This is a genomic window from Corynebacterium efficiens YS-314 (assembly GCF_000011305.1).
GTDB classification, from domain to species: domain Bacteria; phylum Actinomycetota; class Actinomycetes; order Mycobacteriales; family Mycobacteriaceae; genus Corynebacterium; species Corynebacterium efficiens.
This window is the reverse complement of the sequence record NC_004369.1, coordinates 1478346-1492714: the sequence shown is the minus strand read 5'-3', so window position 1 is coordinate 1492714 and position 14369 is coordinate 1478346. Positions and strand designations below refer to the sequence as shown.

Genomic DNA, 14369 nt, shown 5'->3' with positions numbered 1-14369 from the left:
CTCCCATTTTCACCCCCGTTGATTGAACACTGTTCAATACAGGGGTTATAGTGCACAAACACCTCCACCACAGCGCACGCAGGAGAAAGATGCACACAGACACCCTGACCCCTGAGGACATCCTCGAGCTGGATAAAAACCACATCTGGCACCCCTATTCCGCCCCCGGGGCGCCGGCTCTCCCGGTCTCAGCCACGGAGGGGATCCACCTCCATCTCAGCGATGGCACCCAGCTGATCGACGGCATGAGCTCATGGTGGTCCGCGGTGCATGGACACGGACACCCACGTCTGGTGGCCGCCGCCACCGCCCAGGCCCACCGCATGAGCCACGTGATGTTCGGTGGCCTGACACACGAGCCCGCAGCCCGGCTGACCCGGGCGCTGCTGGAGCTTGTCGACGCCCCCCTGGACACCGTCTTCTACTCCGATTCCGGGTCCGTCGCCGTGGAGGTCGCCGTGAAGATGGCCCTCCAGTACTCCCGTGGCATCGGGCACCCGGAACGCACCCGCCTGCTGACGTGGCGCTCCGGATACCACGGCGACACCTTCGCAGCGATGAGCGTCTGCGATCCCGACGGGGGGATGCATTCCCTGTGGAGCGGTGTCCTGGCGCAGCAGCTCTTCGCACCCGCCCCACCCGTCCGGGGTTCCGACCCGCAGGAACTGGAGCGCTACCTGGACGAGCTTGAGTCCCTGGTGGATGACACCGTGGCCGCGATCATCATCGAACCGGTGGTCCAGGGTGCCGGTGGGATGCGTTTCCATGATCATCGCCTGGTGGCCGGTGTCCGGGAGATCTGCAACCGCCGGGGCATCCTCATGATCGCCGATGAGATAGCCACCGGATTCGGTCGCACCGGCAGTCTGTTCGCCACCTCGGCCGCCGGGGTGACCCCGGACATCCTGTGTGTGGGCAAGGCGCTGACCGGTGGGTTCATGACGCTGGCCGCCACCTTGTGCACCACCGCGGTCGCCGATGCGATCACCTCGCCCCGTGGCGGGGGCGCGCTGATGCACGGCCCCACCTTCATGGCCAATCCCCTGGCCTGCGCGGTGGCTGCGGAATCCCTGGCGATCATCGCCGAGGGTGGGTGGCGCTCTGCGGTGCTCGGGATTGATACGGAACTCAGGGCGGGGCTGGACCCGTTGCGCCGGGAACCCGGGGTGGCCGATGTCCGTGTCCTCGGCGCGATCGGCGTGGTGGAGATGACCACCCCGGTGGATATGATCAACGCCACCCGGGCGGCGATCGCGGAGGGGGTGTGGTTACGTCCCTTCGGACGCCTCATCTACGTCATGCCTCCCTATGTCTGCACCACGGAGGACATCGCCACGATCTGCCGCGGTGTGGCCGCCGCTGTCCGGGCTGCGGGGAGCAGGCCATGAGCATCCTCTTCATCAGCGGCACCGGCACGGATGTGGGCAAGACCATCGCCACCGCGGCACTCGCATCAGCCTTCCACCACCGGGGTGACCGGGTGATCCCCGTCAAACCGGTCCAGACCGGTGAACCGGACGGCCGGGGTGATATCCACACCGTCGAAAAGCTCAGCGGTATCCGCGGGGTGGAGTTCACCCGCTACCCGGACCCGCTGGCACCCAACCTCGCGGCACGGCGCGCGGGTCTGCCCCAGGTGACCCTGCCCGACCTTGCCCGGGAGATCCGCGACCTCGATGCACCCGACCGGATTGTTCTGGTGGAGGGTGCCGGTGGCGTGCTGGTCCGCCTGGCGGATGATCTGACCCTGCTGGACGTCGCCGCCGAGCTCGACGCACCGCTGGTGCTGGTGACCTCCCTGGGACTGGGCAGCCTGAACGCCGCGGAGCTCAGCGTGCAGGCAGCCCGTACCGCCGGTGTTGAGGTGCTGGGGTTGATCGGCGGTTCCGCATCCCCCGATCCCGGACTGGCGGAACAGCTCAACCATGGGGAACTCACCCGGATCTGCCGGGTTCCCCTGCTCGGGGTGCTGCCGGCCGGCGCCGGGGACCTGCTACCGGACGACTTCCAGGCGATGGCGCAGAGCTGCCTCACCCTCCCCCTCTGACCCATCCAGGCGGTCGATGTCATCGAGCTCGCCGGCCGGCCACACCACGTTCTTGGCCAGGGGGATCTGGTGGGACGCACTTTCCAGGATGTGCATGAAATAACCGGCGGTATTCGGGATGCCGATGATATCGCCGGCCTTCACCCCACGCGGGAAGCGGATACGCCGGCGCAGGATGAGTTCATCCTCGATGCAGTAGGCCCCGACCAGGAAGGCCTCCCGCTCCTCACCGTCCGCCTCATCGGTGATGTGCAGCGGATCGACGAGGTAGTCATCGGAGGTGGTCCGGCACTGGGTGCGGTTCATGGCCAGACCCACCAGGGGCACACCATCACTGCGGGTTTTCACGAACGCCACCTCGGCGAGGATGAGCCCGCAACCGTCCAGCAGACTCCTGCCCGGCTCCAGGTGCAGGCGCAGACCACGCTCGATGAGCATCTCCGCCACACCGTCGCCGAGGACCTGCTTCAACCAGGGCCCACGCACCGGGGTCTGGTGGTAGGGGTAGGTGGTGTTGAGCGGATCGGATTTCCAGGTGAACGGATCAGCATAACCATCCACGGCGGCGCTGCGCGCGGACTGGTACTTCAACCACTGCTCGGTGGAGTCAAGGTAGCTCATGGGCACCCCGCCGCCGAGATCGATGAAGCGGGGGGTGTGGCCGGCGGTGGTGAGGGCGTCGACAAGCTCACAGCACTCCCGCAGTGCGGCCGCGCGGTCGACGGCCGAGTAACCGTGGAGGTGGACGTGCAGGCCGACGATGTCCACGCCCGGCACCGGCGCGGCCAGGTGACGCGCCCAGTCACCGACGCGCTCACCGAAACGGGTCGGTGGCATCGTGGCGGGATCCGGTGCCACGCGGGGTGCCACACGGGCGAGGCTGTCCCCGGCCAGCGCCGCGATCCGGTCGAACTCATCACGGGAATCCGCGGAGATGACCACACCGTTGGCGATCGCGAGCTCCAGCAGGCTGTCCGGTTTGATGGCGGCGGAGAGGATGATCCGCTCCCCCGGCACGCCCCGGCCAAGCACCTGGGACAGCTCGCGTTCACTGGCCACATCCACGCCGTGACCGGCATCGCGCACCGCGTCGACGAAGGTGAGCCCCTTGTTGGCCTTGCGGGCGAAGAAGATGCGGGTGTCCACACCCATCTGTGCACCGGCCTCGACCAGCTCGTTGATGTTGCGGGGCATGGACCCGGAGTGCAGGACATTGACGGGGCTGCCGAACTCATTGATCAGACCGCGGCAGGCCGCCGGATCATTGGCCAGGTCAGCCGCCCATGGTTCCAGGCGCGCGGTCAACGGGGGGATGCCGTGGACCTGCTCGGGGCCTGTCACCACCCGGCGCGCCCAGCGTGGGATCACATCGTGCAGGGTGCGTGACAGGGTGTCATTGCCCAGGACCACATCCTCGGTCATGCGGCCGACCGCGGACAGGTGGGTCTGTCCCATCACGGTGCCATCGGGTTCCACATCCAGGCCACGGGTGCCGGGGCGGATGCGTGCGTGACCGGCCTCGACGAGGTCGGCGACCAGGGTTCCCGGCACCACCCCGGGTGGGGGGATAATGGCGTCGATGACCACGGTGGCACCCAGTTCCTCAGCCAGATCACGCAGTGGTTCCCGGCCCCGGCCCAGGTGGGTGATGTCGACCCTGCCGGTGTCGATGAGGTGCTGGAGATGTTCGGCGCTCTCCGGCGGGGGGCCGAAGGCGACGCGTTCCATCTCACGGGCGAGGTCCCCGAAGCCCTCGAGGCTGTCGCGTCCCTCATAGGAGGCGCGTTCCACGATGGCGGTGTACATGTCGCGCCAGGCGATCCCCATGCCCCAGGCATCATCGTCGCGTCCGGCCAGCTCCTGCAGGCGGGCGGAGACATCCTCCAGCACCGCGACCAGTTCGGGGAGATCGGTAACACCCAGGATGCGCTTCCTGCCCTCCTCCAGCAGGTCCGTCGCATCCAGGTCACCGAGGTCCGGTTTCACCGTCATCAGCTGGCCGGTGCGGGTGACCGGGATGAACACGGCCGGATCGCAGGCACGGATGATGTCGATGAAGGTCAGGGCCGCCCCGCGCACCAGGACCCGGTCCTGAGACCCGATGCCGTCCAGGTTGTGCGGTGGGTACGGGGAGCGGATCAGGCGCACCCCCTCGGGAAGATCCTCGGCGCTCAATGCCCCGGGCCAGTCGTGGGCATGGCCGGTGGCCAGCAGGACCTCATCGAAGGCGGTGCCGTTGACCAGCCACTGCCGTCCTTCCGGAGCGAGCGAATCCACATGCATCTCATGCCGGGTCAGGGTGCAGCCCATCGGCACATGCTCCCCCAGCGCTGCCCAGGAGGCGGCGAGGAAATGGCCGACCCGGTGGCGCGACGGGAATGGATCATCATGTATGCCCCGCCAGTCGTCGAAGGTGCCCAGCTGGGTGCGGATCAGCGAGGAACGCACATTGACCAGCCACTCGTCGGGCAGGTCATCGGTATAGGCCACACCGGCACCGTCGTCGAACACGTGCAGATCCACATCCACCCCGCGTTCCCGTGCCAGTCCGAATAATTCCTCAGAAGCCCACAGTCCGCGGGGTCCGCCCCCGATGATCGCTACCTTGATCACAGAGTCTCCTCCACCCAATCATCGTTGTAAATCGTGTCCATATATCTGGTTCCGCTGTCGTGCAGGATCACCACGACATCGCTGCCGGATTCGAAAACGTCCTTGAGCTTGTCGACGGCTGCGATCACCGCCCCACCCGAGGCGCCCGGCAGGATGGTCTCCTTCCGGACCAGGGTGCGGGCGCCCTCCACGGATTCGCGGTCAGCCACCCGCAGCACCCGGTGTGGGGTGATCTGCCGGGACAGCTCAGGAACCATGCCGGCACCGAAGCCCGGGAGGTGACGGGGGCCGGGGTTGCCGTCGAAAAGCACCGACCCCATGGCGTCGACCGCGGTGACCTGCGTGGGCAGGTGGTGGGCCTCGATATGGCGGAGGCACCCACCGATGGTGCCGGTGGTGCTCACCGCGACCAGCAGGTGGTCGGGCGCGTGGCCCAGCTGCTGCACGATCTCGGCCATCGTGCCCTCCTGGTGCGCGCGGAAGGCCTCGGTGTTTGAGTACTGATCAAGACAGATAGCCTCCGGGATCTCCTGAAGCAGCTGCGCAACCCGTTTGCGGCGGGCGACCAGCCAGTCGCCGGTTTCCTCATCCGGTTCGGTGATCTGGTGAACCACCGCACCCAGTGCCTGCATGTGTTTCACGGTGCTGCGGTTGGCGCGGGGATCCACCACACAGTGGAACGTCCAGTCGCCGAGCACCGCCTCCCGGGCCAGCGCGATACCGAGGTTGCCGGAGCTGGACTCCACCACCATATCCCCGGGTTTGAGGGTGCCGGCGGTGACCATGGCTTGCGCCGTGCGATCCTTGGCGCTGCCACCCGGGTTGAAATACTCCAGCTTCGCCCACAATGTGAAATCCCGGTCCCGGGTGAGCCGATCCAGCCGCACGAGCGGGGTGTTGCCGATCGTGTCGGCGATCGTCAGACCGGGTGCTTTTAGACCAGTTGTGCCATTCATGCACGCGAGCTTACGCATGATCGAGGTCACATGCGGGGGTACCGGGTGTACTACCGTGGGTGCTTCCGCCACTGCTCTGCACAGCGGCGCTTTACGACACTCCCCCGCCAGCCCGGATGTGCATTTAATACTCGACGCGGCCCTCCATGCGCAGCCAGTCGTCGAATACCTCCCGGGCACGCCGGTCCGGGACGTGCTCGAAGGGGATACCGCGGTCCTGCGGATTCCTGTTCAACTCAGTATCGATCCTCACATCATCAAACCCGATCCGTGCGGACTCTGCTGCGGTATTGGCGAAATACACCCTCTCGAGTCGCGCCCAGTACACAGCCCCGGCACACATCGGACACGGTTGGGCATTGACGTAGAGCTCGCACCCGGTGAGATCAACGGTACCCAGGACCCTGGCCGCGGACCGGATGGCGACTATCTCCGCATGGTTGGTGGGATCCTTCGTGGCGAGCACAGTGTTATAGGCCTCCGCGATGATGCGGTCACCCCGGGCGATGACCGCCCCGAAGGGACCACCCTGACCGGCCTCCATTCCCCTGCGGGACAGCTCGACGGCGCGATGGAGAAAGTTCGGGTTCATGGTCACCGATTATGCCCGCGATGGCGGGATGGGCGTGCGCACGGGGTGATCCTCGATTACCGTTTCTAGCAGGACGAAGAACTGATACCTCCCGATACTTTCCGGAACAACATTTAAAAGTTTAAGTTTAAGCTGATTTAGGTAACACCTATTTAAATGGGTTAAGATAAACGAAAAATAACACCATCGCCCGAGGAGTGTCATGACCAACGCCCGCGATCACCACACCCCCCTGACCACCGATCCACCTGTCGCCACCAGCCCGACACGTGAGACACCCGGTGCCTACCGGGTGCTGACCATGGCCACCCTGGGCTTCACGCTGATGTTCGCCGCCTGGATGATGTTCGGAGTTCTGGGCATCCCCATCCAGGAAGAATTCGGACTGACGGATGTCCAGCTGTCCCTCATCAGCTCGGTGGCCATCCTCAACGGTTCACTGTGGCGCCTGCCCGCCGGAATCATCGCCGACCGCCTCGGTGGTCGCATCGTGATGACGGTGCTGCTGGTCGCCTCCGCTGTTTTCAGCTACATGGTCTCACTGGCCGATTCCTACTCCATGCTCCTGGGGCTCGCGTTTGCCGTGGGCCTTGCCGGCAACTCATTCTCCGTCGGCAACACCTGGGTGGCAGCCTGGTTCAGCAAACGCCGAAATGGTCTAGCGATGGGGGTGTTCGGTGCCGGCAACGTCGGTGCATCCGTCACCAAATTCATCGGCCCCGTCATCATCGCGGCCACAGCCGGTTCCCTGTACTTCGGGGGATTGGTGGAGGGTGGCTGGCGGCTGGTACCCGTGATCTACGCCGTGGCCCTGCTGGCCACCGCGGTGATGTTGTGGTTCATCACGCCGGCACAGGATAAGAAACCGGGGCAGGGTCGGAAACTCTCTGAGATGCTCGCGCCCCTGAAACAGGGCCGCGTCTGGCGTTTCAGTCTCTACTATGTGGCGGTCTTCGGTGCCTATGTCGCCCTGTCCTCCTGGATGCCCAAGTACTACATCGACATGTACGGTGTCTCCACCTCCACCGCCGCGCTGCTGACGGCGCTGTTCATCTTCCCGGCCTCCCTGATGCGTCCGGTGGGGGGATCCCTGTCCGACCGTTTCGGGGCCCGACAGACGACCATCTTCGCCCTGTTGATCATGCTCACCGCCAGCGGCATCCTCGCGCTCCCCCTCACCATCAACATCGTGCTGTTCACCCTCCTCCTGTTCACGCTGGGTGTGGGCATGGGTATCGGCAAGGCCTCGGTGTTCAAGTACATCCCGGATTACTTCCCGGGCAATGTCGGGTCCGTCGGTGGCCTGGTGGGTATGTTCGGTGGCCTGGGTGGCGCCTTCCTCCCCCCGCTCTTCGCCGGTGTGAAAACCGCAACGGGACTGGAGCAGGCCACCTTCCTGGTGATCTTCGTGCTCGTGGCCTTCTGCCTGGCCTGGTTACTGCGCGCCATCTCCCTGATGAAGCGCACCTCCCCCGACCCGCTGTGGCGACGCTTCGGCATCTAGAACTGGCCTGGTGAACGCAGGATTCCCGCCCAGCTGCTCGTGCCTGTCGACGGGGTCCTGTCCCACCCCTGTGGCACACTGATTTTTATGAGCTCAATCGCCCAGGCGTTGTCTTTTCAACGGATCTTGACGGATTCTCCCGCCGTCCGTCTCCTCGCCGCCAAGAATGCACCCTTCGTCATGGCCACGGTGTCTGTTCATTTCGGAGGTGCTCCGGCTCCACGTCCGGCTTCCGAGGTGTATGAGTTGATGGCGGCAGATCTGACCGTGCTGCGCCAGCGCGGGATGGATCTGCCGAAGACCCCGGCGGAGTACTGCACTGACTGGGTTCGGAGTGGATGGCTGGTACGCAGGGCTGGAAGCCAGCGGACCGGCGAATTGCTGGAGCCCGCCGAGGATGCGTTGAGCGCCCTCCAGGCGGTACAGCGCTGGGAGAAACCACGTTCGGCAGTTACCGCATCCCGGTTGGAATCAATCTCGGAAGCGTTGCGTGGCCTGGCACGTGATACTGACCCGGACATCTCCTCGCGTCTGCAACGCCTCCAGATCGAACGTGACCGTCTGGATCGGGAGATCGAACGGGTCTCGCAGGGTGATTTCGAATTGCCATCCGTGGAGCGGGTGTCCGAACGGCTGGAGGATATCCTGACCTCGGCGTCATCAGTGCCCGCAGACTTCGCCCGGGTCCGGCATGAGTTTGAGGTACTCAACCGCACCCTGCGTCGGCAGTTACTGGATCCCGATGCCACGCGCGGTGACGTACTGGATGATATTTTCACGGGGGTGGATGTCATCAGCGATTCCGAAGCCGGTCGCAGTTTCAATGGTTTCTATTCCATCATCACCGACCCCGAACGCAGCGCCTATATCGACGCCTGGATAGATCAGATTCTGGCCAGCGAACCCGCCCGCCATCTTGACCAGGACAGCCGGATGTCTCTGCGCAGTCTCATCCGGGACATGGAGGAGGCCGGGGCGGAGGTGAACTCGGTGATGACGGGTCTGGCCCGCTCACTGCGACACTATGTGGCCAGTGAACAGTTCGCGGAGGATCGGAAGATGATCGAATTGATCCGTGAGACCCGCGCCCTGGCCGCGGATGCGGTCGAAGAGTCGGAACTGAATGCCATTCACGCGATGGAGACTCCACTGCAGCGTATCGGCATGAGCATCCAGTCCGTCAGTTCCATCGAACTGGCCAACCCCGGCGAGGAGGTAGTCGAAGGTGAGACCATCGTCAATGCGGCGCAGCCGCTCGACGTCGGGGAGTTACTGGCCACGGTCCGCCAATCGGAAATCGACCTCGAGGAGCTGATCGACTCGGTCCGCGACACCGTGACGGCGGAAGCGGGGCGGGCGACAATCAGCCAGGTGCTGGCCAGACACCCGGCGACCCAGGGGCTGGGCAGCATCGTCGGCTTACTCCACCTGGGGCTCCAACACGGTCTACCCGGCGGCCACACCGGGCACGTCACCTGGGACGAGGACGGAATCACCCGCCACGCCATCATCGACCAGTATGCCTTCGATACCACCAGCCTGGAGGAGATGTAGATGTCCACCATTGATCCCCTATGGACCGGGGACACCGGCACCCTGAGCCTCGACTCGCGTCGCGCTCTGGTTCAGCTTCTCAAGGGCCCGTTGATGCGCAAGACCAGGCATCCGGAGCTGTGGTCAGCGGTGATCACTGACACCCAGGCCCTGCGCAGTCGCCTCGCGGATGTGTTCCTCGACCTCATCATTGACGAGGACGCCGGCATCGCCTTCACCCGGATGGCCTCCCCGGACAACGACCTGAAAATCCCCGCGGTGCTGCGCGTCGACCGGCTGAAACACGTCGACACGCTGATCCTCCTGCACCTGCGCAATGAACTGGGCCTGAGCGCCCCGGGCGAGCGGGTGATCGTGGATGTCGAGGAGCTGCGCGACCAGGTTCGTTCCTACCAGCGTGCGGATGACCTGGATGATGCCGCCTATGCCAGGCGTTTCAACGCCGCGATCACCCGGATCCGCAACACCTACAACCTGCTCGACGAGACAGAAACCACCGGCCGGTATGAAGTCTCCCCCGTGCTGCGTCACATCTTCGACGTTGACACCGTGACCGCCCTCCGGGATGAATATGCGCGCTACGCTGCCGGTACAGCCGCCGGTACAAAGGAGCAGAAATGAGTCCCATCTACCCCGGCCAATTCCGGCTCTCCCGTATCCAACTGATCAACTGGGGTACCTTCTCGGGTTACGTCGACATGCCCATTGCGAGGCGGGGACACCTCATCACCGGTGGTTCGGGGTCGGGTAAATCCACGCTTCTCGACGCCATGGCCGCCATCCTCGTCCCGCCCGTCAAGGTGCGCTTCAACGAGGCGGCACAACAGGGGCTCAGCCGCGAACAGGGACGAACCCTGGCGTCATATATCAGGGGTGCGTGGCGACGCCGTGAAGACGCCGAGACCGGTGGCATCGCATCCACCTTCCTGCGTGGCAAAGCCACCTACACCGTCGTCGGACTCACCTACGACGATGCCGCGGGCACGGTCTATACGCTGGTCGGACTGTTCTATCTCCGCGCCGGCGACACCGCCAACGCCCAGGTACAGAAGTTCTACGGCACCGTGCCCACGGACATGGACGTGCGGGAATTCGAGCCTTACCTGAAGGTCGGCGTCGACAAGCGCAAGATCAAGAGCGCCTTCCCCGAGGCCCGTTTCAGCGACCAGTACCGCGTTTTTGCCGACTATTTCCGGCCACGCCTGGGCATGCACACCGAAGAGGCCCAGCTGCTGCTGCACCGAACGCAGTCGGCGAAGTCCCTGTCCAGCCTCGATCAGCTCTTCCGCGACTACATGCTTGAACCACCGACGACCTTCGACATGGCCGACGAGGCGGTCCAACAGTTCGACGACCTGCGCCAGGCCTATCGACGCGTCATCGACGTCCGTGCCCAGATCGACATCCTGGAACCCCTCGTGGGGCTTCGTGATCACCGGGACGCTGCCCAGACCCGCAGGGAACACGCCGCAAAGATGAAGCAGGCCTTCCCCACCGTGCGCGACACCCTGCACCTGGAAAACAACCGTGATCGTCTGGCGGAACTGGCCACCAGACGCACCGCTGTGGACGCCCGCGTGGCGCAACTGAGGGAGGCACTCGACCAGGCGCAGCAGAGAGTGACATCGGACACGGCGGCACTCCAGTCGCGGGGTGATGGACGCCTGAATGTCATTGAGGAACAGGAGGCGAGAATCAGGGAACGACGGGAACGTCGGTCAGCGGATCGAGCCAGGGTCCAGAAGGCTGTCCAGGCCGTCGGTGGCACCATGCCCACCGACGCGGAGAAATACGCCCAGCTTCTCGTCCACGCCCAGGAGATCACCTCGAATTCCCCTGACCGGATCAGGAGGTGGGAAGCCGAGAAGCTCAGCGATGAAGTGGACCGCCGCGACCTGAAAAACAAGCGCGAGGAGCTTGCCGCCGAGCTGAGTTCCCTGGGGCAACGCAGCAGCAACATCGACCGTCGCTACATCCTCGTGCGTGAGGCTCTCGCCGAGGCATTACAGGTCACCGAACAGGAACTGCCCTTCGCCGGTGAGCTCATCGACGTCCACCAGGATCACCTCCGTTGGGAACCCGTCATCCAGCAGCTCCTGGGGTCCTTTGCCACCACCCTTCTGGTCCCGGAGCGGCTAGCCCACACCATTAATTCCTACGTGAACCGGACCAGTCTCGGAATCTGCCTGATCTACCGCGTCATCCCCGCCCATGTTGTTGTCTCCCGGGGGTCGTCGAGTCCCAGGGCCCTGAGCAACAAACTCCAATTCCCTGATGCGCCGATGTCGACCTGGGTGCGCAATGAAGTACTGCGCGATCATGACTACGAGTGCGTAGACACTGAACGTGAACTGGAGGAACTCGGCACCCATCAGCAGGGTGTGACCCTCAACGGACTGGTGCGACAACGCACCTACAGGGATGGCTCGGTCGGTTATATCAAGGACGACCGCCGTCGGCTGGGTGATCGTTCCTCCTACCGCCTCGGTTCCTCCAATGACGAGAAGATCGAGCTGCTACGCGACGCCCTCGCCACGCTGGATGCACAGATCACCGCCGCCGGGAACCGGATCACGGAGAAACGGCGTTTAATCACCAGTGAACGGACACTGATCGATCACGCCAGAGACATCGCCCAGTTCACCTTTGACCAGATCGATGTCAGCGTGGATGATGCCCACCTCAGCTCCCTGGCCCAGCAGCGTGCCGAGATCCTGTCCTCGCCGGAACTCGCGCAACTCCAGCAGCACGTCACCGAATCTCAGCAGCGCTACGCCGAGGTTGATTCCGCCTTCCGGATCGCTGACCGGGAGGCCGGGCAGCTGGCCACGGAGATCGACACCACGACCCGGGACATTGCGCGCCTGGAATCTGAGTTGGCTGGCCGCGCACACGTCGACGAGTCCCTCTCCCGGGAGCTGAGCGCACGCATTGATGTGGAGACGCGCCGCGTTACCCAGGGCAATATCGACAGGATCACCGACACGATCGTCGGTGAACTCGATGCCACGATCGCCTCCTGCGAAACGGCCATCACTCAGGCGAACTCCGGAATCACCCGGATCCTGGCGCGGTATATTGCCGAATGGCCCGCCGAGAAGGCCGAGCTCCAGGCTGATCCCGGTTTCGCAGGTGAGGCCATCAACCGCCTGATGTTCCTGCGCCGTGATCGGCTGGGGGATTTCGAGGGCCGTTTCCTCGACCTGATGAACGAGAGCTCGGTGAAGAACCTCGGCGCATTATCGACCTCTCTGCGCCGCGCCCGCGGGGACATTGAAACCCGCCTGCACCCGGTCAACGAGTCGTTGGGGCGTTCCGAGTTCAACCCTGGCCGGTGGTTGCGCGTCGAGGTCAGGGACAACCGGAACACCGATGCCCAGAAATTCATGGACGACCTCAGGATGGCGACCGATGGTGCGATGGCTGCCACCCGCGACCGGGACATCGCCGAGGCGGAGAAACGCTATCAGGTGCTGTCGGTCATCCTCGACCGTCTCGGCAGTGAGAACGCGGATGATCAACGTTGGTGTCGACTGGTGCTGGACACCCGGTTGCATGTCCGCTTCATCGCCTCCGAGGTCGACGCTGACGGTGCCGTGGTCAACACCTACGTGGATTCGGCATCACTGTCCGGTGGACAGGCCCAGAAGCTGGTGTTCTTCTGTCTCGCGGCGGCGCTGCGCTTCCGTCTAGCAGAGGCCGATGAGGACCACCCGCGCTACGCCACCGTGGTTCTGGATGAGGCCTTCGACCGGGCGGACCCGGCCTTCACCCGAACCGCCATGAACATCTTCACCGAATTCGGTTTCCACATGGTGCTGGCCACACCGTTGAAACTCATCCAGACGCTCTCCCCCTATGTCGACGGCACCGTTGTCATCAGCTACTCCGAGGGCATCGATGACAACGGCAACGACGTGGCCAGATCCGGATGGGCTCACATCGACTCTTCCGAGGAGGTGACGGATGCGGTTTCCTGATGACGTCTCGCAGCGCGCCGGGGTCCATTTTCGTTCCCGTCTGCCGAAGTTGCTCACCGACGATGCCTACGCCTGGTCTCTGCCCCTGCAGCCACCAACCGCCGCCACCGCCTCCCGTGACTTCGACACCGTTCAGGAGTTCATCCGTACCTGGCAGGCCTGGCGCGGCCCGGGAAGCATCACCGTGGAGGAGAAGCACTGGCACCGTGTGGGCCTGGGTGTCCAGCCCGTGCCGACACGCATCAGCACCTCAACATCCGCGGAGCTTGCCGAGCTCGCAGGGACAACCGGAGTCTTCTCGGAACTGCAGCACAAGCTCGCGCTGCTCGGCGTTGAGCACACCGAGCGCGCCGTGGAGGTGGTGCCCTTGTGGAGGGACCTTCCGGTGGAGGAATGCACCTGGGTGCCCCGAGTCGTGGACTGGTTCCGGCAGCACCCCGGGTCCGGCCTCCGACCCCGCGCCGTGGCCGTCGCCGGGGTGCATGGCAAATGGTTGGAACGTAATGCGCGTCTGGTGCGTCACCTGCTCGGTGTGGAGGACCTGGGCCTGGTCACCGGTGATCATCTCGTCCGCCTGAGGATCCTCGACCCCTCGCTGGGAACCGGGGTGACCGATATCAGCACCCCGGTCGCCGAGGCCGCCACGATGTGGCCCACGGCTGGACCACGGATCGCGCTGATCGTGGAGAACAAGGAGACCTTCCTGAGCCTGAGCACCGCCTGGCCGGGGACCGTGGCTGTGTGGGGTGCCGGTTACGCGGTGGGTTCCCTGGACCGGCTCCCCTGGCTGCACCGGTGCGACAGACTCGTGTACTGGGGTGACCTCGACGCCGAGGGATTCGCCATCCTCCACCGGCTGCGCAGCAGCTTCGCGACGGTGGAATCGGTGATGATGTCACCAGCCGACGTCAACCGCTGGGCCCACCTCGGTGTCCCCGACCCGGGTGATCCCACCACCGTTCTGCCGCTTCTCACCCCATCGGAGTCCGATGCCCGGCGGGCCCTGCTCACAGAGGGGAAGATCCGGATCGAACAGGAACGCATCCCCTGGGATACCGCGCACAGGACCCTCGACGAGGTGCTCGGCCTGACTGACTGAAAAGAAAAAAGAGGCGGCCCGCGT

At 64.6% G+C, this 14369-nt stretch carries 10 protein-coding genes; 7 read left to right on the top strand and 3 right to left on the bottom strand.

Going from position 1 to position 14369, the window contains the following annotated elements:
• The first annotated feature begins 89 nt into the window (after positions 1-89).
• Positions 90-1388, top strand: a complete 1299-nt coding sequence (locus CE_RS07125; protein WP_006769384.1) for an adenosylmethionine--8-amino-7-oxononanoate transaminase — start codon at positions 90-92, stop codon at positions 1386-1388.
• Positions 1385-2047, top strand: coding sequence for a dethiobiotin synthase (bioD, locus tag CE_RS07120; protein ID WP_006769383.1), 663 nt, complete (start codon positions 1385-1387; stop codon positions 2045-2047). The genes CE_RS07125 and bioD overlap by 4 nt, the downstream gene beginning before the upstream one ends.
• On the opposite strand, the gene CE_RS07115 is transcribed toward bioD, so the two are convergent.
• The 3 genes from CE_RS07115 to CE_RS07105 all read right to left on the bottom strand — a co-directional run bounded on the left by CE_RS07115 (position 1994) and on the right by CE_RS07105 (position 6208).
• Positions 1994-4660 carry an FAD/NAD(P)-binding protein gene (locus CE_RS07115; RefSeq protein ID WP_006769382.1) on the bottom strand — a complete coding sequence of 889 codons (2667 nt, stop codon included), beginning with the start codon at positions 4658-4660 and terminating at the stop codon, positions 1994-1996. The genes bioD and CE_RS07115 overlap by 54 nt on opposite strands.
• A complete protein-coding gene (locus CE_RS07110; protein ID WP_006769381.1) occupies positions 4657-5634 on the bottom strand; it encodes a pyridoxal-phosphate dependent enzyme in 978 nt (325 codons plus the stop codon). Before CE_RS07110 ends, CE_RS07115 begins: the two co-directional genes overlap by 4 nt.
• A gap of 106 nt (positions 5635-5740) precedes the next feature.
• A complete protein-coding gene (locus CE_RS07105; RefSeq protein WP_006769380.1) occupies positions 5741-6208 on the bottom strand; it encodes a nucleoside deaminase in 468 nt (155 codons plus the stop codon).
• Between the two features lie 202 nt (positions 6209-6410).
• On the opposite strand from CE_RS07105, the gene CE_RS07100 reads away from it, so the two are divergent.
• The 5 genes from CE_RS07100 (at position 6411) to CE_RS07080 (ending at position 14345) form a co-directional block, all read left to right on the top strand.
• Positions 6411-7712, top strand: a complete 1302-nt coding sequence (locus CE_RS07100; protein ID WP_006769379.1) for an MFS transporter — start codon at positions 6411-6413, stop codon at positions 7710-7712.
• 87 nt (positions 7713-7799) lie between these two features.
• Complete coding sequence (locus tag CE_RS07095; RefSeq protein WP_006769378.1) at positions 7800-9266, top strand: DUF3375 domain-containing protein; 1467 nt, start codon at positions 7800-7802, stop codon at positions 9264-9266.
• On the top strand, positions 9267-9887 hold the full coding sequence (locus CE_RS07090; protein WP_006769377.1) for a DUF4194 domain-containing protein: 621 nt from the start codon (positions 9267-9269) through the stop codon (positions 9885-9887). It abuts the gene before it with no gap.
• The gene (locus CE_RS07085) at positions 9884-13246 is read left to right on the top strand and encodes an ATP-binding protein (protein ID WP_006769376.1); all 3363 of its coding nucleotides are present in this window, start codon (positions 9884-9886) and stop codon (positions 13244-13246) included. The genes CE_RS07090 and CE_RS07085 overlap by 4 nt, the downstream gene beginning before the upstream one ends.
• On the top strand, positions 13233-14345 hold the full coding sequence (locus CE_RS07080; protein WP_006769375.1) for a Wadjet anti-phage system protein JetD domain-containing protein: 1113 nt from the start codon (positions 13233-13235) through the stop codon (positions 14343-14345). Before CE_RS07085 ends, CE_RS07080 begins: the two co-directional genes overlap by 14 nt.
• Positions 14346-14369 lie beyond the last annotated feature (24 nt).